Origin of the sequence: Pseudoalteromonas phenolica, assembly GCF_005876835.1 — a bacterium.
In the GTDB taxonomy this organism is placed as follows: Bacteria; Pseudomonadota; Gammaproteobacteria; order Enterobacterales; family Alteromonadaceae; genus Pseudoalteromonas; species Pseudoalteromonas phenolica_B.
On record NZ_PPSW01000005.1, the window covers coordinates 64,686 to 89,781 of the forward strand.

At 42.9% G+C, this 25,096-nt stretch carries 26 protein-coding genes and 1 riboswitch; of the genes, 23 read left to right on the top strand and 3 right to left on the bottom strand.

Features of this window, described 5'->3' with window-relative positions; translation table 11 throughout:
- Positions 1-35 precede the first annotated feature (35 nt).
- The 4 genes from aroK to C1E24_RS02075 all read left to right on the top strand — a co-directional run bounded on the left by aroK (position 36) and on the right by C1E24_RS02075 (position 4,146).
- Positions 36-554 (top strand): shikimate kinase AroK, encoded by a 519-nt coding sequence (gene aroK, locus C1E24_RS02060; protein WP_138478285.1) that lies wholly within the window; start codon positions 36-38, stop codon positions 552-554.
- A 19-nt stretch (positions 555-573) separates the two neighbouring features.
- On the top strand, positions 574-1,644 hold the full coding sequence (aroB, locus tag C1E24_RS02065) for a 3-dehydroquinate synthase (RefSeq protein WP_138478287.1): 1,071 nt from the start codon (positions 574-576) through the stop codon (positions 1,642-1,644).
- A complete protein-coding gene (locus C1E24_RS02070) occupies positions 1,644-3,116 on the top strand; it encodes an AAA family ATPase (RefSeq protein ID WP_138478289.1) in 1,473 nt (490 codons plus the stop codon). The genes aroB and C1E24_RS02070 overlap by 1 nt, the downstream gene beginning before the upstream one ends.
- Before the next feature lie 190 nt (positions 3,117-3,306).
- On the top strand, positions 3,307-4,146 hold the full coding sequence (locus tag C1E24_RS02075; protein ID WP_138478291.1) for a Dam family site-specific DNA-(adenine-N6)-methyltransferase: 840 nt from the start codon (positions 3,307-3,309) through the stop codon (positions 4,144-4,146).
- Between the two features lie 119 nt (positions 4,147-4,265).
- On the opposite strand, the gene C1E24_RS02080 is transcribed toward C1E24_RS02075, so the two are convergent.
- Together C1E24_RS02080 and C1E24_RS02085 are read right to left on the bottom strand one after the other, a co-directional pair.
- Positions 4,266-4,448: a DUF2970 domain-containing protein gene (locus tag C1E24_RS02080; RefSeq protein WP_138478293.1), complete on the bottom strand. Its 183-nt coding sequence runs from the start codon at positions 4,446-4,448 to the stop codon at positions 4,266-4,268.
- Positions 4,449-4,453: 5 nt separating this feature from the next.
- On the bottom strand, positions 4,454-4,756 hold the full coding sequence (locus C1E24_RS02085) for a hypothetical protein (RefSeq protein WP_138478295.1): 303 nt from the start codon (positions 4,754-4,756) through the stop codon (positions 4,454-4,456).
- Positions 4,757-4,984: 228 nt separating this feature from the next.
- On the opposite strand from C1E24_RS02085, the gene rpe reads away from it, so the two are divergent.
- The 11 genes from rpe to speD all read left to right on the top strand — a co-directional run bounded on the left by rpe (position 4,985) and on the right by speD (position 15,178).
- Positions 4,985-5,668 (top strand): ribulose-phosphate 3-epimerase, encoded by a 684-nt coding sequence (gene rpe, locus C1E24_RS02090; RefSeq protein WP_138478297.1) that lies wholly within the window; start codon positions 4,985-4,987, stop codon positions 5,666-5,668.
- Positions 5,665-6,330 (top strand): HAD family hydrolase, encoded by a 666-nt coding sequence (locus C1E24_RS02095; RefSeq protein ID WP_138478299.1) that lies wholly within the window; start codon positions 5,665-5,667, stop codon positions 6,328-6,330. Before rpe ends, C1E24_RS02095 begins: the two co-directional genes overlap by 4 nt.
- 26 nt (positions 6,331-6,356) lie before the next feature.
- Complete coding sequence (gene trpS / locus C1E24_RS02100) at positions 6,357-7,361, top strand: tryptophan--tRNA ligase (RefSeq protein ID WP_138478301.1); 1,005 nt, start codon at positions 6,357-6,359, stop codon at positions 7,359-7,361.
- 56 nt (positions 7,362-7,417) lie between these two features.
- On the top strand, positions 7,418-8,005 hold the full coding sequence (locus C1E24_RS02105; protein WP_138478303.1) for an anthranilate synthase component II: 588 nt from the start codon (positions 7,418-7,420) through the stop codon (positions 8,003-8,005).
- A 34-nt stretch (positions 8,006-8,039) separates the two neighbouring features.
- A complete protein-coding gene (locus C1E24_RS02110; protein WP_138478305.1) occupies positions 8,040-9,215 on the top strand; it encodes an HDOD domain-containing protein in 1,176 nt (391 codons plus the stop codon).
- A gap of 299 nt (positions 9,216-9,514) precedes the next feature.
- The gene (locus C1E24_RS02115) at positions 9,515-10,726 is read left to right on the top strand and encodes an aspartate aminotransferase family protein (RefSeq protein WP_138478307.1); all 1,212 of its coding nucleotides are present in this window, start codon (positions 9,515-9,517) and stop codon (positions 10,724-10,726) included.
- Positions 10,727-10,795: 69 nt separating this feature from the next.
- The gene (gene astA, locus C1E24_RS02120) at positions 10,796-11,812 is read left to right on the top strand and encodes an arginine N-succinyltransferase (RefSeq protein WP_138478309.1); all 1,017 of its coding nucleotides are present in this window, start codon (positions 10,796-10,798) and stop codon (positions 11,810-11,812) included.
- Positions 11,813-11,827: 15 nt separating this feature from the next.
- Positions 11,828-13,300 carry a succinylglutamate-semialdehyde dehydrogenase gene (gene astD / locus C1E24_RS02125; RefSeq protein WP_138478311.1) on the top strand — a complete coding sequence of 491 codons (1,473 nt, stop codon included), beginning with the start codon at positions 11,828-11,830 and terminating at the stop codon, positions 13,298-13,300.
- A gap of 153 nt (positions 13,301-13,453) precedes the next feature.
- Positions 13,454-13,789, top strand: a complete 336-nt coding sequence (locus tag C1E24_RS02130) for a DUF3802 family protein (protein WP_058031121.1) — start codon at positions 13,454-13,456, stop codon at positions 13,787-13,789.
- An 81-nt stretch (positions 13,790-13,870) separates the two neighbouring features.
- The gene (locus C1E24_RS02135) at positions 13,871-14,284 is read left to right on the top strand and encodes an OsmC family protein (RefSeq protein WP_138478313.1); all 414 of its coding nucleotides are present in this window, start codon (positions 13,871-13,873) and stop codon (positions 14,282-14,284) included.
- 84 nt (positions 14,285-14,368) lie between these two features.
- Complete coding sequence (gene speD, locus C1E24_RS02140) at positions 14,369-15,178, top strand: adenosylmethionine decarboxylase (RefSeq protein ID WP_058031119.1); 810 nt, start codon at positions 14,369-14,371, stop codon at positions 15,176-15,178.
- A 57-nt stretch (positions 15,179-15,235) separates the two neighbouring features.
- Here speD and C1E24_RS02145 read toward each other — a convergent pair whose 3' ends face one another.
- Positions 15,236-17,317 carry a TonB-dependent receptor gene (locus C1E24_RS02145; protein WP_138478315.1) on the bottom strand — a complete coding sequence of 694 codons (2,082 nt, stop codon included), beginning with the start codon at positions 17,315-17,317 and terminating at the stop codon, positions 15,236-15,238.
- A 187-nt stretch (positions 17,318-17,504) separates the two neighbouring features.
- On the opposite strand from C1E24_RS02145, the gene C1E24_RS02150 reads away from it, so the two are divergent.
- From C1E24_RS02150 to C1E24_RS02185, 8 genes are all read left to right on the top strand, one after another.
- Positions 17,505-17,894 carry an acyl-CoA thioesterase gene (locus tag C1E24_RS02150; protein WP_138478317.1) on the top strand — a complete coding sequence of 130 codons (390 nt, stop codon included), beginning with the start codon at positions 17,505-17,507 and terminating at the stop codon, positions 17,892-17,894.
- A gap of 31 nt (positions 17,895-17,925) precedes the next feature.
- Positions 17,926-18,372: an META domain-containing protein gene (locus C1E24_RS02155; protein ID WP_171040726.1), complete on the top strand. Its 447-nt coding sequence runs from the start codon at positions 17,926-17,928 to the stop codon at positions 18,370-18,372.
- 32 nt (positions 18,373-18,404) lie between these two features.
- Positions 18,405-18,505: riboswitch (TPP riboswitch) on the top strand.
- Between the two features lie 131 nt (positions 18,506-18,636).
- Positions 18,637-20,586 (top strand): phosphomethylpyrimidine synthase ThiC, encoded by a 1,950-nt coding sequence (gene thiC, locus C1E24_RS02160; protein WP_138478321.1) that lies wholly within the window; start codon positions 18,637-18,639, stop codon positions 20,584-20,586.
- A 101-nt stretch (positions 20,587-20,687) separates the two neighbouring features.
- Entirely contained in the window at positions 20,688-21,698 is a 1,011-nt protein-coding gene (locus C1E24_RS02165; RefSeq protein ID WP_138478323.1) for an FAD-dependent oxidoreductase, read from the top strand.
- A complete protein-coding gene (gene thiS, locus C1E24_RS02170; RefSeq protein WP_138478325.1) occupies positions 21,695-21,901 on the top strand; it encodes a sulfur carrier protein ThiS in 207 nt (68 codons plus the stop codon). Before C1E24_RS02165 ends, thiS begins: the two co-directional genes overlap by 4 nt.
- 1 nt (position 21,902) lies before the next feature.
- Entirely contained in the window at positions 21,903-22,688 is a 786-nt protein-coding gene (locus tag C1E24_RS02175) for a thiazole synthase (RefSeq protein ID WP_138478327.1), read from the top strand.
- Between the two features lie 35 nt (positions 22,689-22,723).
- On the top strand, positions 22,724-24,259 hold the full coding sequence (gene thiE / locus C1E24_RS02180) for a thiamine phosphate synthase (RefSeq protein ID WP_138478329.1): 1,536 nt from the start codon (positions 22,724-22,726) through the stop codon (positions 24,257-24,259).
- Complete coding sequence (locus C1E24_RS02185; protein WP_138478331.1) at positions 24,259-24,996, top strand: HesA/MoeB/ThiF family protein; 738 nt, start codon at positions 24,259-24,261, stop codon at positions 24,994-24,996. Before thiE ends, C1E24_RS02185 begins: the two co-directional genes overlap by 1 nt.
- The last annotated feature ends 100 nt before the right edge of the window (positions 24,997-25,096 follow it).

A 25,096-nucleotide genomic window follows, 5' to 3' on the forward strand; every position in this document is an offset into this window, starting at 1 on the left:
TTTCAAATTTTAGAGTTCGTTAGTACTAAATAGATATGGCTGAGAAACGTAATATATTTCTAGTAGGCCCAATGGGGGCTGGTAAAAGCACAATTGGTCGTCATTTGGCAGACCAATTACACCTTGAATTCTTCGACTCAGATCAAGAAATCGAACGTCGTACTGGCGCAGACATTGCGTGGGTGTTTGATCTTGAAGGTGAAGAAGGTTTCCGTCGTCGTGAAGAAGGCGTAATTTCTGACCTAACTGAGATGCAAGGTATTGTATTAGCTACTGGCGGTGGTTCAGTTATGAGCAAAGAAGTTCGTAACAAACTGTCAGCGCGTGGCATTGTTGTTTACCTAGAAACACCAATTGAAAAACAAGTTGCTCGCACTCAAAGAGATAAGCGTCGTCCACTTCTACAAACTGAAGAAGCACCGCGTGATGTACTAGAGCGCTTAGCTGAAGAGCGTGAGCCTTTATACCAAGAAGTTGCTGATTTTGTTGTTCGCACTGATGAGCAGAGCGCAAAAGTAGTAGCAAATCAAATTATTGAGAAGTTAGATTTCTAAATTATAAAAGGAGTAGCCGATGCTTGAACTTAATGTAGATTTAAACGAGCGCAGCTACCCCATTTATATTGGTGAAAACCTTCTTACCGACAGTGGGCGATTGTTATCACATATAGGTAAATGTCGCCCAGTGATCATCAGCAACGAAACGGTTGCCCCTCTGTACTTAGACCCACTGTTAACTCAACTCAAAGAGTTAGAGCCTCTGCATTTTATTCTCCCTGATGGTGAGCAATTTAAAACCCTTGAGTGGTTTGAAAAAGTTTCAGCATTTTTACTTGAACATAATTGTGGTCGAGATACCTGTTTAATCGCGCTTGGCGGTGGGGTAATTGGGGACTTAACAGGCTTTGTGGCGGCGTGCTATCAACGCGGCGTGCCATTTATTCAAATTCCAACGACTTTGCTATCACAAGTTGATTCCTCTGTAGGCGGTAAAACAGCTGTGAACCACCCGCTAGGTAAAAACATGATCGGGGCTTTTTATCAGCCTAAAGCTGTTTTTATCGACATCAACAGCTTGCAAACCCTACCAAGTAGGGAGTTTGCTGCAGGCATGGCTGAAGTTATCAAATACGGTTTAATTTACGACCTAGCACTTCTGAGCTTTTTAGAAGAGCAACATGAAGCCCTCAGCAATCTACAAAACGATGTGTTACAAAAAGTTATTTACCGTTGCTGTGAAATCAAAGCTGAAATTGTTTCTCAAGACGAGAAAGAAGCAGGTTTGAGGGCACTTCTTAATTTGGGTCACACATTTGGCCATGCCATTGAAGCACAAATGGGCTATGGTAACTGGTTACATGGTGAAGCGGTAGCTGCGGGTATGATGTTAGCAATGAAGCTTGCGAACATGCGAGGTTCTGTTACTGACTCTGAAGTTGCTCGAGTTGAAGCGCTGATTGCAAGTTATAACCTACCAGTCAGTGCCCCAGAGACCATGAACAGTGAGCAGTTTATTGGTCATATGCGAAAAGATAAAAAGAACCAACAAGGCAAGATCAGATTCATTGTCCCTACACGACTAGGGCAATGTGCACTCGTTGATGATGTGTCTGATGAAGCCGTGAGTCAGCTGATAGGGCGCTAATGCAATCGCAAATATTGCCGAGTCGAGCAGCCTTGGTTGATAGAATTGCGATGCAATTCGAATATGGGCAGAATCTCATTGCTTTGGTTGGTCCTTCAGGGTTAGGAAAAAGCTATTTAGCAGAGACCTTAATCACTGAAAAGTATCCTGAATTTAATAAAGCCTATATTCAAGTAACGGCACAGATGAAAGACGCTGAGTTGATGACTCAGTTGCTACAAAATAGCTTTAGAGCGCCGTTGGTCGATCAAACACAAACGCTTTCAGACAACTTTTTTCAACTTTATCAAACACAACCTTGTGGCCCCTGCTTTTGGGTATTAGATGGTGTAAGGCATCTATCAGATGAAATCATTGAACAACTGAGAATATTGTCAGCAAAAAGCCCTGTTGAGCTGTTTATTTTGGTAACAGCACAAGCGCCTAGAATGTTGCCAAGTGCACTTGATATTCACTTAGAACGTTTGTCACTGTCTGAGTCTAAACAACTGATGGCGATGTTCTTCAAAGATTTACCAATGGAAGAAGATCCTATTTTTCAGGCGTTCTTGCAAGAGTCACATGGCAACCCCGCGTTACTGCTGAATTGGCAGGCATCGCAACAGAGCCAGTTGAGAACACAGCTACCTAAAAAGCGCTATCGTTGGCATTTAATTGCTTTGACAGTGCTCTTGGCTTTGTTGCTTGTCGCATTTATGTATCAAAAGCAAATTCAGTTCTATTTTAGTGACCAAGTGGATGATGCTGAGCCTCTCGCAACTGTGCTATCTGCAGAGCAGGTGTTAAATCTAGATAGTACCGAAACTCAAACTGATAAGGCATTGCAGCAGCAAGACACTATAGCAGTTCAGCCTTCGATACAAACTAACGAAGCTTTGGATGAAGTGCCGAAAGAAACTTTAGTAGAAGCATCTAAAGATTCAACCTCAGATACCGTTTCTGCCGTTTTAACTGCGCTTGAAACTCCAAGGCCAAGTGAAGATGCAGAAGTTGTTAGGTCACAAAATAACTCACAGTTAGTTAAAAGTAGAGAAGCTGACACGGTTGCTGAGACTGTAACTTCAACAAGTAATGACGTTGAACAAGGTGTAGCCGCCTCTGAATCGACAAAGTTGACTCTTAAATCAGAGCCTGTAAAAGAATCGTTGGAAACAAAAAATCGCGAATTAGATTTATTACCAACAGAGTGGTTATTGACGCAAAATGACAGCGTATGGGCTATTCAGTTACTTGCAGTGAAAGACAAAGCGATAGCAAATAGCTTTGTTTTAACAAATGAGTTAAAAGACGTGTATGTCTATCAAACGGTGAGAAACAGTACGCCTTGGTGGGTTGTTATTCAAGCGCCGTTTGCAAATATTGATGAAGCAAGAAATGCGCGTCAGCAGTTGCCTGAAAATATACTGGCAGGGCAGCCTTTTTTTAAAAAATTCGAGCGTATCAAGCAGGAAATTCAGCTTGTTGCTCGGTAATTAGCGTGAATTAGTGTAGAATCGCCCAACTTTAAATGCATCACAACAAAAATGGTTTTTATGTCGCTATCTGTGGTTAAATATGACGTTACTTTATTTACAGTGTTGCATCGCTGTGAATGTTTTAAGCTGTCGTTTTTTACTAGTGGCGCTGTGTATGCAAAGAATAAAAAGAATGTAAGGGTCTAAAGTGGCAAACGGCTCATCTGTCATTAATCGTCGTTCTCCATTGAAGTGGGCGGGCGGAAAAAAGCGGATAATAGAAGAAATTAAAGCGAATTTACCTTTAAAGGGTAAACAGCGTTTAATTGAACCTTTTGTCGGTGGTGGCTCTGTATTTTTAAATATTGATTTTGAAGAATATTATTTACTTGATGTAAATAAAGATCTAATTAACCTATTTAATATTCTTAAAGACTCACCAAAAGAATTTATTCGTGAAGCAGAGTATTTGTTCATTGGTGATCATAACGAAGAAGCCCGTTATTATCAGCTGCGAGAAGAGTTTAACGATACCTTAGATCCATACAAGCGTTCATTATTGTTCATTTATCTTAATCGCCATGGTTACAACGGCTTATGCCGCTACAATCAAAAAGGTGGCTTTAATGTACCATTTGGTCGTTACAAACACCCATATTACCCGCGAGAAGAGCTGCTGCAATTTGCCAATGTGGCCAAGCGCGCGACATTTGTCTGTAATGATTTTGAACATGCCTTTAGCAAAGCAGGTCAACATGACGTTGTCTATTGTGATCCGCCATATTCTCCGATAAATCGTACTTCAAGCTTTACGGCTTATGCGGGCAATAAATTTACGGATGAAGATCAAACTCGTTTAGTTGACTGTGCCATTGCAGCTAAACAGCGAGGGGTATCTACACTTATTTCAAACCATTATGTTGATTTTACAAAACAGCTTTACCGAAGTGCTGATAAAATAAGTACCTTACAAGTTCAACGCAATATAAGCTGTAAAGGTAGTGTGCGCAGCAAGATAGAAGAAGTCATGGCGTTATATAAAGCGTAAAACTTAGAACAACGTTCAACCATGCGAAATTACTTTCAAGGACTCGGGCTATCGGCTGAATTGAAATTCCCACTCTGAGAAAATCACCTCCGCTCATCTATAAAAAAAATATTAAATATTTAGTTGGTGATAATACCTACCAGCCAAACAAGTAAAAGCACCAAAAGAAATACAAATACAATAGAAATCAGTGTGAATGAGATAAAGAGATGCTTGTTTGAAAAGTCTTGATGACGCTTGTTTTGGCTTTGCACACCAAACATAGCTGCTAAAACACTTTGGATTATGTTCAGCAGCTGCATATTAATTAAAAATGTGAAGTGAAACTTTCAGTGTTACTTTCTGTTTCATCAGACCCTAAAAGTAACTCAAGTAAATCTAAATAATGAAACTGCGCACTGCTACTCTCGCCTGTTAACCAAGCGTACCAGCTTGTATGTGCTTCAAGTTTGCATTGTTCAAGCAATTTGCTATTAACTTGAACTGTATTTGTACTGCATGAACATGTGCTACTGACAACTTCTTCGCTGTAATCAACAGAGTAAACTCCTGCTGATAATGTAACAACAGCTGTCACCGCAAGCATCCGTGTTTTAAGCCGACTAAACATGTGTAACTCCACCCAACAGTTATCTGAATATAATACACCGCTACTGTTCAGAAAACAAACATAGATAACGTAAAAATTTGTGCGTTAATCGCCATAAAGGGAAGTAATGTGATTGGAGTTTTTAGTCTATTTTCGATGCAGAAACAAGGAGAATAAAACTTGGGTACAGAGCATGAAATGCGGTAAAGTAGCCCGGACAACCGTTGTATCATTTAAAGAGAGTTTACCGTGCAAAAACAACCTCAATATCTTATTGCCCCTTCAATTTTATCTGCAGACTTCGCAAGGCTTGGTGAAGATGTAGAGCGTGTTATTCAATCAGGTGCCGATGTCGTGCACTTTGATGTTATGGACAATCACTATGTGCCTAACCTAACGTTTGGCCCAATGGTGTGTAAGGCATTACGTGATTATGGTATTGAGGCGCCAATTGATGTGCACTTAATGGTAAAGCCGGTTGATACGCTAATTCCAGAGTTTGCAAAAGCGGGCGCGAGTATCATCACTTTTCATCCAGAAGCCAGCGAGCACATTGATAGAACCATTTCATTGATCAAAGAGCATGGCTGTCAGGCAGGTTTAGTATTTAACCCTGCAACACCATTACATTATTTAGATTATGTGATGGATAAATTGGATGTCATTTTATTGATGTCGGTTAACCCAGGTTTTGGTGGACAAAGCTTTATTCCTCAAACCTTAGATAAATTAAAGCAAGTCCGTGAGCGAATTGATGCATCTGGTCGAGATATCCGTTTAGAAATCGACGGCGGTGTGAAGGTCGAGAACATTGCAGAAATTGCCGAAGCAGGTGCAGATATGTTCGTAGCTGGCTCGGCTATTTTTAATCAACCTGATTATGCGCAGGTGATTACGCAAATGCGTGAAGAACTAGTGAAGGTTTCACGATGAAATACCAAGGTGTGCTATTTGATTTAGACGGCACCTTAGTCGACAGCGCCCAAGATATGTACATGGCGCTGAATCTGACTTTGACAGAAGTAGCGTTTCCGGTAGTGAGCTATGCGCAAGTAACGACTTGGGTTGGTAATGGTATTGAAATGCTCGTGAAGCGAGCATTGAGTGGTGACATGGCAGTCAATCCTGAGTTACCTCCACAGCTAGTCGTCGATGCGGTCGCGAGATTCAAAAATCATTACCAGCAACTTGCGGGTGACTATGTTGCGCTTTATCAACATGTTGAAACAGGCTTAGCGGCAACAGCGCATTTACCAAAAGCCATTGTGACTAATAAAGATCGTGTTTTTACCGAGCAACTTTTAGAAAAGTTAAACCTAACCTCACATTTTAAAGTATTAGTATGTGGCGATGATGGTGAGAAAAAACCGTCACCTTCGCCACTTTTGAAAGCCTGTGAAGCACTTAACATTTCGCCAGAAAAGGCCATCATGATTGGAGACTCAAAAAGCGATGTTATCGCGGCTAAAAGCGCAGAAATTGATGTACTCGCGCTTACTTATGGTTACAATCAAGGATTCGACTTAAAAGAGCTTGAACCTGAGTACCTATGCGACGGGTTCTTAGATATAATCCCAATCATTAATCAGCAATAAATCAGTAAATTTAATAAAGGAACAACATGACTAAACCAGTAGTGTTAAGTGGCATTCAGCCAACCGGTGGTATGACGATAGGCAATTATGTAGGCGCCATAAACCAGTGGCTTAAGTTACAACAAGATCATGATTGTTTCTTTATGCTAGTTGATTTACACGCGATCACAGTTCGCCAAGATCCTAAAATGCTACGCGAGCGCGTGTTAGATGGCGTTGCATTGTACGCTGCTTGTGGTATTGACCCTGAGAAATCAGCATTATTTGTTCAGTCTCAAGTGCCTGAACATGCACAGTTGTCATGGGTACTTAACTGTTACGCGCAAATGGGCGAACTAAATCGCATGACGCAGTTTAAAGATAAGTCTTCAAAGCATTCAAATAATGTGAATGTAGGTCTATTCTCATACCCAGTGTTACAAGCTGCAGATATCTTATTATATCAAGCTGACCAAGTACCAGTCGGTGAAGATCAAAAGCAGCACCTTGAGTTAACTCGTGATATCGCAACACGCTTTAATAACTTATATGGCGATGTTTTTAAAGTACCAGAACCTTATATCCCTGAACTTGGCGCGCGCGTGATGAGCTTGCAAGATCCACTGAAGAAAATGTCTAAGTCGGATGAAAACCCAAATGCGTACATCATGCTGTTAGACGAGCCAAAGAAAATCGAGAAAAAGCTGAAAAAAGCCGTCACTGATTCAGATGAGCAAGCACGTATTTACTTCGACCGCGATGAAAAGCCGGGTGTATCAAACCTTCTTACTTTATTGTCAGTGGCGACTAAACGCTCAGTAGAAGATTTAGTACCAGAATATGCTGACAAAATGTATGGTCATTTGAAGAAAGATACCGCTGAGGCAGTGGTGAATATGATCGAACCAATTCAAGCGCGTTTCAAAGAAATTCGTGAAGATCAAACGCTTTTAGATAACATCATGCGTAATGGTGCTGAAAAAGCAGGTGCTCGCGCTGAGAAAACGCTAAAAGCGGTTTACGATGCGGTAGGTTTCATACCTCGTCCATAATTTGGTTTTATAATTTAGGCCAGGCTTTATCGCCTGGCTTTTTTATGGAAATTTCTATGTTATTAATGATCGATAATTACGACTCGTTTACCTATAACCTAGTGCAGTATTTCCAACGCTTAGATCAAGACGTTGTAGTAAAACGAAACGATGAGTTGAGTATTGCTGATATACGAGCGCTTAACCCTGAGCATATTGTGATCTCTCCTGGACCTTGTAGTCCCAATGAGGCGGGCATTTCTTTGTCTGTTGTTGAGCAATTAAAAGGGCAATTTCCAATACTGGGGATTTGCCTTGGTCACCAGACGATTGCACAAGCTCTGGGCGCACAAGTGATAAGAGCCAGAGAAGTGATGCATGGGAAAACGTCGCAAATTCGCCATATAAATAAAGGCGTGTTTCAAGGTTTACCAGATCCACTCACCGTATGTCGCTATCATTCTTTGATTGTTGCCAAAGAGCGTCTGCCTGAAGACCTTGAGATTACAGCATGGACAGAGAATGGCATGCAACAAGTGGATGAAATTATGGGCTTATGCCATACTGAAATGGCTTTAGAAGGTGTGCAATTTCATCCTGAAGCGATACTCACAGAACAAGGGTTAGCTTTATTAAATAATTTTATTCGCCGCTTTTCTAAGTAAAAGAAACGCTAAAATAGGAACATTAGAACGTTCAATGACTGACTTATCTCGGCAACTCAGGACTTCAATCGCACTAAATGAACGTGCGCATGATCTGTTTATTAGTCATAACTTTGCGCAGCAACAGTTAGGGTATATTCACACCCTAGATCTAAATTATGGTGAGAAAATACCACAACGTACTATGCTTGAGGTTGAGATTGCTGCCGCTGCAAAACGTAAAGAGAGCAGTACCAGTCACCATAAGTATATTGCGAAAGCCAGTAATCATCTGCACCAAATTATTGAGTCATCAATTCAAAAGCAAATAGATGATATCGATAATATTTATCATGAGATTGTTGGCATCCAGGATGCGGTGCCTACCATTTTAGATATATTGGGCGTTAAGTCAGCGTCGGTTGGGCGTCTTGAGCCATTAGTTAATGAATTAACTTGGTTAGGCAGAGACCTGGTTTCCTTAGTTAATTTACCGCAATATCGTAAGCAAAGCTCAAAAGGTGTCACAGTCAAAGTTGACACACCAGCACTTGCACTTCGTTATCTTGGGCTTGAAAATCTACAAATGGTCATCCCTACTTTTGCAATGCGTCACTGGATGCCTCACGATACATCGCCATTTCCTTTATTAAAGCGCAAACTTCGTGATCATAGTATGACAACGGGAATTGCAGCAAAGCATTTAGCTGAATTGAACGGTGTCAAAGAGCAACATGCTTTTACGCTAGGTATGTTATTAGATGTAGGTAAAGTCGCTTTAACGCGCTTGTATCTTAGAACTTTCGAAAAGGTCTGGCAGGAAAAGGTGCGCATCGCTCGCGATAAAAACCATAAAGACCTTCATTCTGCCCTTTTAGAGCTATCACCGGACCCACTCTTTTTAAGGGGGCTTTTGCTCAATCACTCAGCAAATCTCTCGGCTAAATTGATAGAAAAAATGGCGTTTAGATATTTGCCATTTATGGCGCCGATGGAAGAGTTCGCTGCTAATTATTTACCTCAGTCGCATAGTCAGTCAGCCGATTATTTACCACTTAGTCAGGTACTGCGAAAGGCACATGGCTACAGTCTGTATATGATCCTCAAAGACAATCAGTTTATCGAAAAGGATGAAGCAGCTCATTGGTTTGCTCACCTGGGGTTATCAAAAGAGGAACTCACTACGCTAGCAAAATGTAACTTTAATAGTTTACAGCTAACAATTTTGTAAAATTTAAGATTTTTTTTGCGACTATTCATTCAAGCCACTAATTAACTCGATTAGTGGCTTTTCCTTTTCTTAACAGTCAAATCTATCGAGTGCACCTAAATAGTTATTCACTCACTATGAAAAACTATCCCAAACCCTTGAATATCAAGGGCTCTATGAAAGTTTTAAATGAGACTTTAAGGTTTTTTTCTGAAATAATGGGTGAATGAAATTTGTGCCATACGGCTATTTTTAGCCACGAACTAGCTACACTCAATACTAGTTTTAGCGCACCTAACTCAACTTTATGGGGATAGAAAATGACTATTAATCGTGAATTATTCGATCAGGTAATGGTACCTAATTATGCACCTTCAGCAGTTATTCCAGTTCGGGGCGAAGGTTCTCGCGTTTGGGATCAAGAAGGCCGCGAGTTTATCGACTTTGCAGGTGGTATCGCTGTTAACTGTTTAGGTCACTGTCACCCAGCATTAGTTAATGCGCTGAAAGAGCAAGGTGAAAAAATCTGGCACCTATCAAATGTAATGACAAACGAGCCTGCATTGCGTTTAGCGAAAAAATTAACAGACGCAACATTTGCAGAAAAAGTTTACTTTGCAAATTCAGGTGCAGAAGCGAACGAAGCAGCACTTAAACTGGCACGTCGTTTTGCACTTGATAAGTTCGGCGCTGACAAATCACAAATCATTTCGTTCAACAAAGGCTTTCACGGCCGTACTTTCTTCACTGTAACTGTGGGCGGCCAAGCTGCGTATTCTGATGGTTTCGGTCCTAAGCCAGGTGATGTTGTTCACTGTGACTATAACGACCTAGCGGCATTTGAAGCGCTAATCTCTGACAACACATGTGCTGTGATGATGGAGCCACTGCAAGGTGAAGGCGGTATCGTATCTCCAGAAGCTGACTTTGTTAAAGGTGTTCGCGAGTTATGTACTAAGCACAATGCGTTGCTTATTTTTGATGAAGTACAAACAGGTGTTGGTCGTACTGGTGATCTATACGCTTACCAAGGTTTAGATGTTATTCCTGACATTTTAACAACTGCGAAAGCGCTAGGCGGTGGTTTCCCAATTGGTGCGATGATCACAACGACTGAAATCGCGAAGCACTTAAAAATTGGTACACACGGTTCAACTTACGGTGGTAACCCGCTAGCTTGTGCTGTTGCAGAAGCGGCGTTCGATACAGTAAATGATGAAGCTGTTTTAAACGGTGTTAAAGAGAAAGAAGCACTATTCCGTGAACTGCTTACTGCGATTAATGACAAGTACAACGTATTCAGCGAAATTCGTGGTAAAGGTCTATTATTAGGTGGTGTTGTAAACGAAACATACAAAGGCCGCGCGAAAGAGTTTTTAGTAGCAGGCGTAAAAGAAGGTGTGATGTCACTTGTAGCTGGTGCAGACGTTGTTCGTTTCACGCCTTCACTGGTTATTCCTGAAGCGGATATCCGTGAAGGTATGGCTCGTTTCGAAAAAGCAGTTGCTGCAGTTGTAGCTGCAAACGCTTAATTCCTTGAGTGGCCAAGCTTGCTTGGCCTTGTCTACCGTCAAGTTAACTTTTTAGGAGTAAGCGGACTCATGATGATCCTTCGCCCAATCCAGCAAAGCGACTATCCAGCGCTTTTAAAAATTGCCCATGAATCAGGTCATGGCTTTACTTCATTACCAAATAATGAAGCGCTATTACAAAGCAAAATCGAACGCTCTGAAGCGTCTTTCAAGAAAGAAACGGATGTCCCTTTTGATGAAGGCTATTTGTTCGTTTTAGAAGACACTGAAACTGGCGAAGTAGTGGGTACCAGCGCGATTGAAGCAGCAGTTGGTTTAGATGATGCGTTTTATCATTACCACCTTAGTAAGGTGATCCATTCATCACGCACCTTAAATGTTTATAAAGCGGTTGATATTCTGACTCTGTGTAACGACTACACGGGGGCCACTGAGTTATGTACCTTGTTCTTGAAAGAAGGGCATCGCAGAGGTTTTAATGGCAAGTTGCTATCAAAGTCGCGTTTTATGTTTATTAAACAACATCAGCAGCGCTTTGCAGATACGGTTATCGCTGAAATGCGTGGTGTATCAGATGAAAATGGTCAAAGCCCATTCTGGCAATGGCTTGAAGAACACTTCTTCTCAATGGATTTCCCAACGGCAGATTACCTAACAGGTATCGGTCAGAAAGTGTTCATTGCTGAGCTTATGCCAAAATACCCAATTTATGTGAATCTGTTGAGTGAAGAAGCGCAAGAAGTGATTGGTAAAGTGCACGATAATACGCGTCCAGCGATTGAGCTACTTAAGAGTGAAGGTTTCACTTTTAACGGCTATGTTGATATTTTCGACGCAGGCCCGACGGTTGAAGCAAAAGTAGATAACATTCGTACGGTACGTTCATCAAGCTTTAGAACAGTGTCAGTTGGTGATAACCCGGGCGGTTCCCCTGTGATGATTGCTAATGATAAACTGCAAGGGTATCGAGCCACCGTTGCTGAGCTGCAGATCGATGACAATACTGATACCGTCGTTATCTCAGCAGAGTTGGCAAACGCATTGAATTTAGTGGATGGTGACAAAGTCAGCATCGCAACTATATAAAAATAGAGATTTATTATGACAACACATGCCGCACAATTTATTAATGGTGAATGGTTTGCAGGTCAAGGTGAGGCATTCTCATCACTGAACCCAGCAAACAACGAAGTTATTTGGCAAGCAAACTCAGCAACGGCTGAGCAAGTTGATACTGCAGTTAAGTCAGCACGTGAAGCTTTTTATAGCTGGAGCGACATGGCATTTGAATCGCGTTTAGAGGTTGTTAAACGTTTTGCTGAGCAGTTAAAAGAAAACAGTGAAGAGCTGGCAATTGCGATTGCGAAAGAAACTGGTAAGCCACTATGGGAAACGCGTACTGAAGCGGGTGCCATGGTTGGTAAAATTGCCATTTCAGAAAAAGCATACCATGAGCGTACAGGTGTGGTTGAAAATGCAATGCCAGTTGGTCGCGCGGTTATTCGCCACAAAGCGCACGGTGTTGTAGCAGTATTTGGCCCTTATAACTTCCCAGGTCACTTACCAAACGGCCACATTGTGCCTGCACTTTTAGCGGGTAACACAGTTATCTTTAAGCCATCAGAACTAACACCTTATGTTGCTGAGCTTACACTCAAGCTTTGGGAAAAAGCAGGCCTTCCAGCAGGCGTTATCAACCTAGTACAAGGTGAAGTAGAAACAGGTAAAGCACTTGCTTCTCACCGTGGTATCGATGGCTTATTCTTCACAGGTTCTTCTCGTACAGGTCATATCCTTCATGAGCAGTTTGCTGGTCAGCCAGGTAAAATTCTTGCGCTAGAAATGGGTGGTAATAACCCATTAATCGTTAAAGATGCGTCTGATACGAAAGCGGTTGTTCACGACATTATTCAATCTGCATTTATCTCAAGCGGTCAACGTTGTACGTGTGCCCGTAAGTTATTCTTACCTGCAGGCGAGCAGGGTGATGCGATCCTTGAGCACCTAGTACGTGCAACAAAAGCAATCAAAGTGGGTAACTTTGATGATGAAGAACAGCCATTCATGGGTTCTATGATCTCAAATCAAGCGGCGGCAGGTATGGTTGCAGCACAGCAGCAACTGATTGACTTAGGCGCTGAGGCTATCATCGAACTGACACATAAAGAAGGCACAGGCTTTGTAACACCAGGTATCCTTGAGTGTTCAAATGTCACTGACTTCCCAGATGATGAGCACTTCGGTCCATTATTAAAAGTATTCCGTTACACAGACTTTGATGCAGCAATCGAAAAAGCAAACGATACAAGCTTTGGTCTTTCTGCTGGTCTATTAAGTGACAATGCTGAAGATTACGACCACTTCTTACGTCGTATTCGTGCAGGTATTGTAAACTTTAACCGTCCTATCACAGGTGCATCAAGTGCAGCACCATTCGGTGGTATTGGCGCATCAGGTAACCACAGAGCAAGTGCATATTATGCAGCAGATTACTGTGCTTACCCTGTCGCGTCTGTTGAGTTAGAAAAGGTGACATTGCCAGGTGCATTAAGCCCAGGTTTATCAATCGACTAATTCACAGTCTCTATCTATTTAGGTAGAATAAAAGTATTAAAAAAAGCAGCTTAGGCTGCTTTTTTTTCATCCGTTAGCTGTAAAAGTAGCAATGCATGTGAGTTTCTGCTTAAATCAATAGGAGATGCTTTGAGAGTTTCAGGTGGACAAACTATGGTATTAGATAAACAGGGCTATGATGAGTTAGTAATGTACTTAACCCACAATTTAACCTTGTTTGAAAAGCCTGGTGAGATTGAACCAGGTGCACCAAGGGTGATGGAGTTAATTGAAGATGTCATCGCTGAGTATGTAATTAAAATCTGTGAGCAAAACACAGAGTTATCAACTGAGCAACGCAGCTTAATTGTCCGTGAGGTAGATGGTATCGTCTATGACTTGCAAGAAGTGCTGTCTAGCGTGACAGAGCAACGAGTGACCAAAGAGCAACGAGAGTTTATTGAAGAGTTTGCAGGTTTGGTTAAAAATCTATTCGACGCCGCGATCTAAAATAATTGCAGTCTTAAACAGTTTATAGCATTTTATAACACCGCCGTTTTAAGGCGGTGTTTGTATTTATAGAGGTAAAAAATGGAAGCGAATATTAAGTGGGTTGATGGCGATACTTTTATTGGCCGCTCACAGTCTGGCCATAATGTGGTATTTGATACAGGTGCTGATGGTGCTGCACCAAGCCCAATGGAAATGGTCTTAATGTCTACGGGTTGCTGTTCATCGGTGGATGTGGTGAGCATTCTAAAAAAAGCAAAACAACAGGTTGAGAATGTTGAAGTTAAGCTAACCGCTGAACGTGCTGAAAGTGCGCCTAGAGTATTTACAAAAATGAATCTACACTTTGTAGTTACTGGTAAAGATGTCTCTGAAAAGCACCTTGCACGCGCCGTTCAACTGTCTGCTGAGAAGTACTGTTCTGTGGCCTTAATGCTTGATAAAACAGTAGAAATTACTCACAGTCATGAGGTTGTTGAAAGCGTTGCAAAATAACGCTTTTTCAGTGCGGATTTTTCGTATAAAATCCGCCCTCTTTGAGTTCTGCAGTGCAGATTTTGTGTTTAAAGGTTGAGTAAAGTGAACAAGCCCTTTGATAAAATTAAGCTCCATGGCTTTAATAACTTAACAAAAAGTTTAAGCTTTAGTATCTATGACATTTGTTACGCTAAAACGGAGCAACAGCGTAAAGAATATTTAGAATACATTGATGAGCAATATAGCGCTGATCGCCTAACGGATATTCTAAAAGAAGTAGTAGATATCATTGGTGCAAATGTGCTGAACATTGCTCGCCAAGACTATGATCCGCAAGGTGCAAGTGTAACTATCTTGGTGTCTGAAGAGCCTGTAGAGCAGCAGACATTTGATAGTAACGAAACACCTGGACCACTTCCTGAGTCAGTGGTTGCACATTTAGATAAGAGTCACATCTGTGTTCACACTTATCCTGAAGCGCACCCTAACGATGGTATTTGCACATTCCGTGCAGACATCGAAGTATCAACCTGTGGTGTGATCTCTCCGCTCAAAGCGTTGAACTTCTTAATCCACTCTTTAGAGTCGGATGTGGTGACAATCGATTACCGTGTACGTGGCTTTACTCGTGATATCACAGGGGTAAAACACTACATTGATCATGCAATTCACTCAATCCAGAATTACATGACAGAAGATACCAAAGAAGCGTATCACATGGTGGATGTGAATGTTTTCCAAGAAAACTTATTCCACACTAAGATGATGTTAAAAGAGACAGATCTAAATACTTATCTATTCGGCTTAAGTACCGATGATTTAAGTGCAGAAGAAGAAAAAGAAATCCGCGCGAAAGTAGAGCGTGAGATCCAAGAAGTATTCTATGGTCGCAACCTACCTGAATTAGGTTAACCTATTAGAAAAAGAAAAGCGCGCATTTTTAAATGCGCGCTTTTTTATGTCTAAGTTTTATAACTCATATTTAAACGTCAAACCGACAAGGCGAGGCTCGCCATACTGGTAGTAATTTTCAGTGGCATATTCTTTAAGTGGGTTATTACCGAACTCAAAGCCGCGAACAGGCACATCTCTATCAGCTAGGTTTCTACCCCAAGCCGTCAGTGACCAGTTTTCACTGTGGTAGCTTACACTTGCATTAATTAGATTTTGGTTAGGTGCTTGGTCGTTATGGCTGTCTGAGAAGTAATAACTATCTTTGCCCTCGAATCCAAGTTGCGCCTCAAAGTTATCTGTTAGCGCATAGTTAAAGCTGAACGCATATTGATATTTAGGTGCTTGTGCTTGATCTCTGCCGTGCTGATTGATGCCATCAGAAGTTGTGAAGCCTTTAATTTTTGAGCGTAAGTAGCCAAAGCTATAGTTAAGAGCAAGGCGTTCTGAATATTGTTTTGTACCTTCTACTTCAAAACCATAGTTCTTGCCTGAGCTAGCATTATCTAAATATCCAGCGAATTGTTGATCTTGAACTTGCCATTGCTTTAATTGCATATCATCACGTTTCATGTAGAAAGCAGTGACACGCAAAGTATGGCTCTTATCTTCAGATTGGCCTTTCACACCAAATTCGGCATTCCATAAATATTCAGGATCGAAGGTATAGTTTTCTGGCTGAATGTTTAAGCCATCATCTTTTGCCTTTGCAAGCGCTTCGCCATTTACGCCACCGATTTTGTAGCCACGAGATAGGCTTGTATAAATCATAGTGCGGGGCACCACTTGATACTCGAGCGCAACCTTGCCACCTAGCATGGTTTTATCGGTTGTTTCAGAAAAGCCATTGTTGTCTTTGTAGTCAGCTTCGTAGTTTTCTGCACGTAGTCCAGTGATCAGCTCTACATCTTTTGCGATTGCTGTGATTTTTTGACCATAAAGCGCAGTATTACGAATATCGAAACTTGAATGAAAATCTTGTGATTGCCAAGTATAAGCACGAGTAAGGTCTACATCGCGACGCTCAGAATAAAGACCAACAACCCAGTCATCCTGTTTAGAACTAATCTGCAGGTCGAAGGTACCTTTTTCAGTGTCGCGTGCATAGCTATCTGTAGAACTGTAACCCCAAGGGTGCAGACCGGCCGCACACAAGCTTGCTTGGTTGGCATTTTTACATACCCAGTCTTCATCATAGCTATACAGTGAGTCTGCTTGAAGTCCAGTTACCGTTGTTGTGATATTGACCGTTTCAAAACCGGTGTAATTTGCAGTTAAAGAGAAAGCATCGCTTTCTAAGTTATCCTGACCAGGCTCATCAGCAACACTGTTGCGGCTATTATCAAGTGTGAATGCGTCATAACCGTTTTCGATATTGATGTGATGTACAGCAAGTGAAGTATTAAAGTTATTGTTCCACTCATTGTTAAGCTTTAATCGTAAAGCTTGCTCATCTTGCTCTTGGGTTGGGCGGTCCAGATATAAGTTATCAGTATAACCATCTGACTTACGTTGGAACGCGCTCACTCTGATAGCTGAGTTGTCGGTTAAACCTGTGCCTGCAGCAATACCTGCTTCATAACTATTATAGTTGCCGACACCTAACTTCACCTTCAATGCCTTATCTTGGCTAGGTGCAGTGGTTTGCATGTCAATCATACCTGCCATGGCATCAGCACCATAACGTGTACCTTGCGGGCCGCGATAAACCGCAACTTGCTCAACATCGAATAACAAGGCACTGCCACCCAGGCCTGAGTAGTTAATATCATCGATGAGTAAGCCCACACTAGGCTGGATTGGGTCTTGGAATTGCGAACGAAGGCCAACGCCACGGATCTGCACATAACGGCCGCGCGATGCGCCCGCTGTGAAGTTGACGTTAGCCGCTGAATTTAAAATCTCATCTAGGTAGCTTGCACCACGCTGTGTAATTTCCAGTTCACCTAACACACTGGCGCTGGCGCTTAAGGTTTGAATGCTTTCTTTTTTAAAGTCACCCGTGACTTCAATCACTTCGAGGTTGCTTTGCTCAGCAACCGCATTGGTGGCAAATAAAGGCAGCATGGCTGCACATAACAGAGAGATTTTTGCTTTCATTTTCAGGCTATTCCGTTTTGATAGTGAGGCGTGCATACGTTATGAATGTCAGTTTTGTTCAATTCAAAATCAGTAGTTAAGTTCGGCACGCGCTGGCTATTCTAACAAATCAGACCATACAGAGAAGTGAAACTATGTTTAATTGTGTTATAACTGCGGCCAACATCACCGAGTTAATGAGGATTAAATGAGTTTCAGAGTTGAGTTTAAAGTGCGCGACTACGAGTGCGACTTGCAAGGCATCGTCAACAACAGTGTTTATTTCAATTATCTAGAGCATGCACGCCATGAGTTTTTGGCTGCTAAAAATATCGATTTTGCGCAACTTGCACGTGATAAGGTCAATTTAGTGGTGATCCGCTCAGAAATGAACTACAAAGACTCATTAAAGCCGGGCGATGCGTTTTACGTAGAAGTTGCAGTAGAGCGTTTAAGCCGTTTGAAATTCGCCTTTAATCAAAAGGTGATCCGCGCAGCAGACAATAAATTGATGCTGGATGCTGTTGTGACAGGTACATCGGTGAATGCAAAAGGTCGCCCGTTTGTGCCTGAGCAACTTGAGCAGTTATTTACATAAAAACCATAGCCCTAAATATAGGAAGCCTAATATGAAAAATAAGTTATCTACTTTAGCCATTGTTTTGGGCTTAGCAGGCTCTGCTGTTTTATCTGGTTGTACTATGGTGTGGGACGACCCAAATAGTCTAAACCCTTTCTCAGAAAAGACGCTACCGCAAGGACATTGGCAGTTAAGTCAGATTGATGAGGTTGAGAAGCGCAGTAGTGAAATGCGCCTACAGCTCGTTGAAGACAACCAGATCATGGGCCACACAGGATGCAACCGCTTCTTTGGTAAAACCCGTATTGAAGACAATCAGCTATATGTTGAGCAAATCGGCATGACAAAAATGCTCTGCTCCGATGAGCTCGATAAACAAGAGCGTATGCTACTGAATATGTTAGAAATCGGTGTGCCTTTTACGGTGTCAGATAAGACCCTATTACTAAATGGTAAGCCAATCCTGACCTTTAAACGTTTAGATGGTCTTGAATAAGCCATTGTTTATGAAGTAGACTGCACTCAATTCGTTACTTGTCGGAGTGCCTTCGGGCTGAGATCGCATTATTTGCGGGATCCGTGAACCTGATCAGGTTAAAACCTGCGTAGGGAACAAGCTGCCTTGCAAGCAAATATCTTTGCTGGCTGCAAAAAGCTAATATGCGTCGTGCATGCATTTAGCTCGGACCAATTGGGCTAATCCCCATCTCTCTCCATCTGGAGATCTGACAAGACACCTTAACTAACCATGAGGCAAGTCATGTCAAACAATAGTAGCAAGCCAAGCCGTCGCGAAACCCGTGCCGCGGCATCAGAATATATTTATAACCTTACTGGCCAACCGTTTCCGAACTCACAAAAAGTGTATGTAGAAGGTGAGCACCCAGGCGTACGTGTTGGTATGCGTGAGATCACTTTAAGCGATAGCTTTATTGGTGGTACAGAAGAGAACCCTATCTTTGAAAAAAATGATCCAGTACGTGTGTACGATACGTCTGGCCCGTACACTGAATCTGGTTTCGAACTAAATGTACGTAAGGGCTTACCTAAGTACCGTGAGCAGTGGATCTTAGAGCGTGACGACACAGAAGAGCTTGAGTCAGTAACCTCACAGTTCTCTCAACAGCGCATGGCTGATGAAGGTCTTGACCACATTCGTTTTGAGCACTTACCAAAGATCCGCCGTGCTAAAAAAGGTAAAAACGTGACGCAAATGCACTATGCGCGTCAGGGCATTATCACCCCAGAAATGGAGTTCGTGGCTATTCGTGAAAACATGGGTCGTGAAAAAATTCGTGAAGAATTATTAGCGCAACAACACAAAGGCGAATCGTTTGGTGCTGAAATTCCTGATTTCATCACGCCAGAATTTGTTCGTTCAGAAGTGGCACGTGGTAGAGCTATCATTCCAAACAACATCAACCACCCTGAGTCAGAGCCAATGATTGTGGGTCGTAACTTCTTAGTAAAAGTGAACGCCAACATTGGTAACTCATCTGTTACCTCTTCAATCGAAGAAGAAGTTGAGAAGCTAGTATGGTCAACACGTTGGGGTGCAGATACGGTCATGGACTTGTCTACAGGCCGTTATATCCACGAGACGCGTGAATGGGTTGTACGTAACTCACCAGTGCCAATCGGTACCGTACCAATTTACCAAGCACTTGAGAAAGTAAATGGCGTTGCTGAAGACCTAACATGGGAAATCTTCCGCGATACGCTGATTGAACAAGCAGAGCAGGGTGTGGATTACTTTACTATTCACGCTGGTGTATTACTTCGCTACGTACCAATGACGGCAAAACGCGTGACCGGTATTGTATCGCGTGGTGGTTCAATCATGGCGAAATGGTGTTTGGCACACCACAAAGAAAACTTCTTATATACGCACTTCGAAGAAATTTGTGAAATTTTAAAACAATACGATGTGTGTTTCTCATTAGGTGATGGTTTACGTCCGGGTTCAATTGCAGATGCGAACGATGAAGCACAGTTTTCAGAGCTACGTACACTAGGTGAATTAACACAGATTGCTTGGAAGCATGACGTTCAGGTATTCATCGAAGGCCCAGGTCACGTACCAATGCACATGATCAAAGAAAACATGGAAGAGCAGTTAGAAGCGTGCCATGAAGCGCCATTCTATACGCTTGGTCCACTAACAACCGACATCGCACCAGGTTATGACCACTTTACATCGGGTATCGGTGCCGCTCAAATTGGTTGGTATGGCTGTGCAATGTTATGTTACGTCACGCCGAAAGAGCACTTAGGTCTACCAAATAAAGAAGACGTAAAAGAAGGCTTAATCACATATAAGATTGCGGCACACGCGGCAGATTTAGCGAAAGGCCACCCAGGTGCACAAATTCGTGATAACGCCTTATCGAAAGCGCGTTTTGAGTTCCGTTGGCACGATCAGTTTAACCTTGGTCTAGATCCTCAACGTGCACTTGAATATCACGACGAAACACTACCGCAAGAGTCAGGTAAAGTGGCGCACTTCTGCTCTATGTGTGGTCCTAAGTTCTGCTCAATGAAGATCACTCAAGAAGTACGTGACTACGCGAAAGACCTAGAAGCACAAGGTGTTGATATTTCAGATAACAACGCAATTAAGATCAAGATGATCGATGTTGAAGCTGAAATGAAAGCCAAGTCTGAAGAGTTTAAACAAACAGGCTCTGAGCTATATCACAAAGCAATCTAGTCACGCTAGACGATTATGCCATGCTTAGTGCATGGCATTGTTTTTTAGACCTGAGATGATTTACGTCTTAGGTCTTAACCTTCGGGTTTTTAGGGGCAGAAATGAGTAAACCAAAAGTTGCGATTTTAGGGTTTGGTTTGTTGGGGCGTGTTGCAGCATTGATGCTGATGGAGCGCTACCAACTGAGTATCTTTGAGAAAGACGACGCACAAGCAAATAACAGCGCCGGTGTGTTAGCGGCAGCCATGTTAGCGCCGTTGGCTGAGTCGGTTATTTGTGAAGCAGATTTAGCCGAAGATGGCTTAAAAGCCATGGCGCTTTGGCCCGAGCTTTTGGCAAAACTTTCTTCCCCAGTATTTTTTCAACAAGCAGGCACTCTCGTTGTTGCACACCAGCAAGACAAAGGCGACTTACAAAGTTTTTCTCAGCGCTTAAAACCACTCGCTGGACACCAAGCACACATAGCCGATAGCCGAGATATTTCTCAGTTAGAGCCAGAACTTGCTGGGCGCTTTCATCAAGGCGTGTTTTTACCTTGTGAAGGTCAGCTCGACAATTTGGCTTTTTACCGCGCCAGTTTTGAGACCTTACAACAGCAAGATGTTGATTTTCATTTCGGTCAGTCAGTGCATTGCGAGCAAGGGCAAGTGAATGGTGAAGCATTCGATTGGATCATCGACTGTCGCGGCTTAGGTGCCAAAGATGAAGTGTCGGGTCTTCGCGGTGTACGAGGTGAAGTAGCGCGCGTGTATGCCCCAGAAGTGACGTTAACTCGTCCTGTGCGTTTAATGCATCCTCGCTACCCAATTTACATCGCGCCGAAACCAAATCATGAGTTTGTAATTGGTGCGACTGAAATTGAGTCGCAAGATAATGGCCCGATCACGGTGCGCTCTACTCTTGAGTTGTTGTCAGCTGCCTACACGGTACACAGCGGCTTTAGTGAGGGCCGAGTAATGTCGATTAACTCTGGGCTAAGACCTGCATTTGTTGATAATCGTCCAAACATTGAGGTGAAAGACAACCTCATCCAAATTAATGGCTTATATCGCCATGGTTATTTACTTGCACCTTTTGTGGTGCAGCAAGCACTGAGCAAGGGGTTACTTTGAACGTTACTTTAAACGTAGTATTCAATGGTCAACAAGTCGCGTTAACCGATACTAATTTACAAGCATTTATTGAATCGCAAGGCGCAGTACCACCATTTGCAGTGGCTGTGAATGGGCAATTTGTGCCGCGCAGCCAATGTGCTGTGGCTGAATTAAAAGAGGGCGATCAAATCGAGTTATTGTCGCCTATTCAAGGGGGATAAAATGCATAAACCACTTACCATTTATGGCGAAACCTTTGATAGCCGTTTATTGATAGGCTCAGCGCTTTATCCGTCTCCGCAAATTATGCAGCAATCGCTGATGGCATCGCAGTCGCAAATTGTGACTGTGTCGTTGCGACGTCAAAATTCAGTTGAAGCTGGGCAAGATTTTTGGCAATTAATCAAAGACACAGGGCTGCGCGTATTGCCTAACACAGCTGGGTGTCACAGTGTGAAAGAAGTGGTGACCTTGGCGCAAATGTGCCGTGAAGTCTTCGATACTGATTGGATCAAATTAGAGTTGATTGGCGATGAGTATAATTTGCAGCCTGATCCCGTGGCTTTACTAGAAGCGACTGACATTTTGATTAAAGATGGCTTTAAAGTACTGCCTTATTGTACCGATGACTTAGTGATCTGTCAGCGACTGGCCGATTTGGGGTGTGAGGTATTGATGCCTTGGGGCGCACCAATTGGCACAGGCAAAGGGTTAATTAATCCTTATAATTTAAAAACCATTCGTGAGCGCCTGCCAGAGCATACTCTCATTGTGGACGCAGGCTTAGGCTTACCGTCGCATGCTTGCCAAGCGCTTGAGCTAGGTTATGATGCGGTACTATTAAACTCGGCCATTGCTGGTGCTGGTTGTCCGGTGACTATGGCCAAAGCGTTTAAATCGGCAGTAGAAGCAGGGCGTTTTAGTTATGAAGCCAAAGCCATGCCTGAAAAAGAGGTGGCGGCACCTTCTACGCCGACCATGGGGATGCCGTTTTGGCACCAAGATTAAAAAATAGAAATAGATAAAGAATTTAGGAGTCTGAGATGTCAGAAGTTGTTTGGAGTATTGCAGGCTCAGACAGTGGTGGTGGCGCTGGTATTCAAGCCGACCTAAAGGCCATGCACAGTTTTGGTGTACACGGCTGTACGGTGATCACGGCACTTACCGCACAAAACAGCCTTGGGGTTGACGCCATAAACCCTGTTAGTAATGCCGTGATTGAGTCTCAGCTCAATGCACTGACGCAAGATATGCCTGCAAAAGTGATTAAGATAGGCTTGCTTGCCAATATCGCGCAAGTAGAGTTAATCGCCGAGCACATTGCCCATTACAAAAAAACGTGGGCGGTGCCGCCAGTGGTCGTGTATGACCCAGTTGCCATTGCAACCAGTGGTGACACTTTAACTGAAGAAGACACAGTTGACGCACTGAAAAAGTACCTCTTCCCGCTGGTGGATGTGATCACGCCAAATACACACGAGACACAATTACTCACTGGTATTTACCTTATTGGCCCAAGCTCAGTGATTGAAGCCGCCGAAAAGCTACAGGCTTTTGGTGCTGGTTCTGCGGTGATCAAAGGCGGTCACTGGGATTACCCGAAAGGCTACTGTATAGATTATTGTCGCAGTGACAGCCAAGAAGAATACTGGCTAGGAAACGAAGCGGTAGTCACTCCGCATACCCATGGCACAGGCTGCAGCTTATCGTCATGTATCGCGGCTTGTCTTGCCAAAGGTTACCCGTTAAAAGATGCATTTATTTTAGGTAAAGCGTATATCAACCAAGGTTTAGCAGCTGCCGAGCGTTATGGCGAAGGCATTGGTCCTGTGGCTCATACAGGCTTCCCAGAAGACTTAACGCATTTCCCGCAAGTGATAGAGCCGGGCAGTTGGTTAGCCGATGAACTAGAACTGGCCGCACCGGATGATTTTAATTTTGCCGCAGGTTTTGCCGACACTAACGGTGAGCTGGAGCTTTATGCGGTTGTTGATACTGCTGATTGGATTGAAAAATGTTTAGCCGCAGGCGTACCGACCGTTCAACTGCGCATTAAAGATCCAAATGATCCGAATCTAGAAGCAGAGATCAAAACTGCCATCATGCTGGGTGAGAAATATCAAGGCCGAGTATTTATTAATGATTACTGGCAGCTAGCCATCGAGCATGGCGCGTATGGTGTGCATCTTGGTCAAGAAGACTTAAGTGAGGCAAACCTATCGGCAATTCAAAATGCAGGTTTACGTTTAGGCGTATCGACACACGGCTTTTATGAAATGGTGCGAGCGCACAACTACCGCCCAAGTTACTTAGCCTTTGGAGCGATTTACCCAACCACAACCAAAGATATGACAGGGCAAATTCAGGGCCTTGAAAAGCTCAAGCATTTTGTGCCGTTAATGAAAGCACATTACCCAACTGTGGCCATAGGCGGTATTGATATTGCGCGTACTGAGCAGGTTGCCAGTACTGGTGTGGGCAGTGTCGCGGTTGTGCGTGCTATCACTTTAGCTGATGACCACCAAAATGCGGTTCTTGAGCTCAAAGCTGCAATTCGCAAAGGACGAGGTGAAGCTTAATGGCATTGGATGACAAAGAGCGGCTGCGTTACAGCCGCCACTTGTTACTCAAAGAAGTTGGTGAAGCTGGGCAAAATAAGCTGAAAAGTGCCAAAGTTGCCGTGGTCGGCTGTGGTGGTTTAGGCAGTCCGGCTTTACTGTATTTGGCGGCCTCAGGCATAGGGCAACTGACATTCATTGATGATGACGAAGTTGAGTTGTCTAACCTTCAACGTCAGATCATCTATAAGGTAAATCACCTTGGTCAAAGCAAAACCAAAGCTGCGGGCAAGGTACTGGCCAGTCTAAATAATCAAATTTCACTGTATCCTGTGCACGCACGTTTAAGCGCAGAAAATTTAGATGTGTTATTGGCTGATGCCGACTTTATCCTCGACTGTAGTGATAACTTTAAAACCCGTTATCTACTGAATGAATACAGCCTTGCGAAGCAAAAAGTACTGATTTCAGGTGCAGCCATCGCAACCCAAGGTCAGGTGATGGTATTTGATTTTAGAAGTGAAAGCCCTTGCTATGCCTGCTTATTCCCAGAAGAGGGCGGGCAAGTAGCGCAAAACTGCGATAACTTTGGAGTAATCAGCCCGTTGCTCGGCGTTATTGGCTCAATGCAGGCGCTTTATACCGTAAACATGATTTTAGGTCATCATAGTGGCAGTGTGTTTAAGCAAGTGGATGGTTTAACCCTAGAGCAGAAGTCATTTGGGCTATTTAAAGATCCAGAGTGTACACGTTGTTAAAATCAAGAAATTTAGCTATTTTCTCGTCGAAATATAAATAACTGCTAACCTTTTAGATTGAATTCACAATTCTTTGTGTTTGCAAATTAAGGACGCAACA

Bases quoted from the DNA above. Each gene is read 5' to 3' on its own strand.
- aroK (WP_138478285.1), top strand. From the start codon at position 36: ATGGCTGAGAAACGTAATATATTTCTAGTAGGCCCAATGGGGGCTGGT.
- aroB (WP_138478287.1), top strand. From the start codon at position 574: ATGCTTGAACTTAATGTAGATTTAAACGAGCGCAGCTACCCCATTTAT.
- C1E24_RS02070 (WP_138478289.1), top strand. From the start codon at position 1,644: ATGCAATCGCAAATATTGCCGAGTCGAGCAGCCTTGGTTGATAGAATT.
- C1E24_RS02080 (WP_138478293.1), bottom strand. From the start codon at position 4,448: ATGCAGCTGCTGAACATAATCCAAAGTGTTTTAGCAGCTATGTTTGGT.
- C1E24_RS02085 (WP_138478295.1), bottom strand. From the start codon at position 4,756: ATGTTTAGTCGGCTTAAAACACGGATGCTTGCGGTGACAGCTGTTGTT.
- C1E24_RS02095 (WP_138478299.1), top strand. From the start codon at position 5,665: ATGAAATACCAAGGTGTGCTATTTGATTTAGACGGCACCTTAGTCGAC.
- trpS (WP_138478301.1), top strand. From the start codon at position 6,357: ATGACTAAACCAGTAGTGTTAAGTGGCATTCAGCCAACCGGTGGTATG.
- C1E24_RS02105 (WP_138478303.1), top strand. From the start codon at position 7,418: ATGTTATTAATGATCGATAATTACGACTCGTTTACCTATAACCTAGTG.
- C1E24_RS02110 (WP_138478305.1), top strand. From the start codon at position 8,040: ATGACTGACTTATCTCGGCAACTCAGGACTTCAATCGCACTAAATGAA.
- C1E24_RS02115 (WP_138478307.1), top strand. From the start codon at position 9,515: ATGACTATTAATCGTGAATTATTCGATCAGGTAATGGTACCTAATTAT.
- astA (WP_138478309.1), top strand. From the start codon at position 10,796: ATGATGATCCTTCGCCCAATCCAGCAAAGCGACTATCCAGCGCTTTTA.
- astD (WP_138478311.1), top strand. From the start codon at position 11,828: ATGACAACACATGCCGCACAATTTATTAATGGTGAATGGTTTGCAGGT.
- C1E24_RS02130 (WP_058031121.1), top strand. From the start codon at position 13,454: ATGGTATTAGATAAACAGGGCTATGATGAGTTAGTAATGTACTTAACC.
- C1E24_RS02135 (WP_138478313.1), top strand. From the start codon at position 13,871: ATGGAAGCGAATATTAAGTGGGTTGATGGCGATACTTTTATTGGCCGC.
- C1E24_RS02145 (WP_138478315.1), bottom strand. From the start codon at position 17,317: ATGAAAGCAAAAATCTCTCTGTTATGTGCAGCCATGCTGCCTTTATTT.
- C1E24_RS02150 (WP_138478317.1), top strand. From the start codon at position 17,505: ATGAGTTTCAGAGTTGAGTTTAAAGTGCGCGACTACGAGTGCGACTTG.
- C1E24_RS02155 (WP_171040726.1), top strand. From the start codon at position 17,926: ATGAAAAATAAGTTATCTACTTTAGCCATTGTTTTGGGCTTAGCAGGC.
- thiC (WP_138478321.1), top strand. From the start codon at position 18,637: ATGTCAAACAATAGTAGCAAGCCAAGCCGTCGCGAAACCCGTGCCGCG.
- C1E24_RS02165 (WP_138478323.1), top strand. From the start codon at position 20,688: ATGAGTAAACCAAAAGTTGCGATTTTAGGGTTTGGTTTGTTGGGGCGT.
- C1E24_RS02175 (WP_138478327.1), top strand. From the start codon at position 21,903: ATGCATAAACCACTTACCATTTATGGCGAAACCTTTGATAGCCGTTTA.
- thiE (WP_138478329.1), top strand. From the start codon at position 22,724: ATGTCAGAAGTTGTTTGGAGTATTGCAGGCTCAGACAGTGGTGGTGGC.
- C1E24_RS02185 (WP_138478331.1), top strand. From the start codon at position 24,259: ATGGCATTGGATGACAAAGAGCGGCTGCGTTACAGCCGCCACTTGTTA.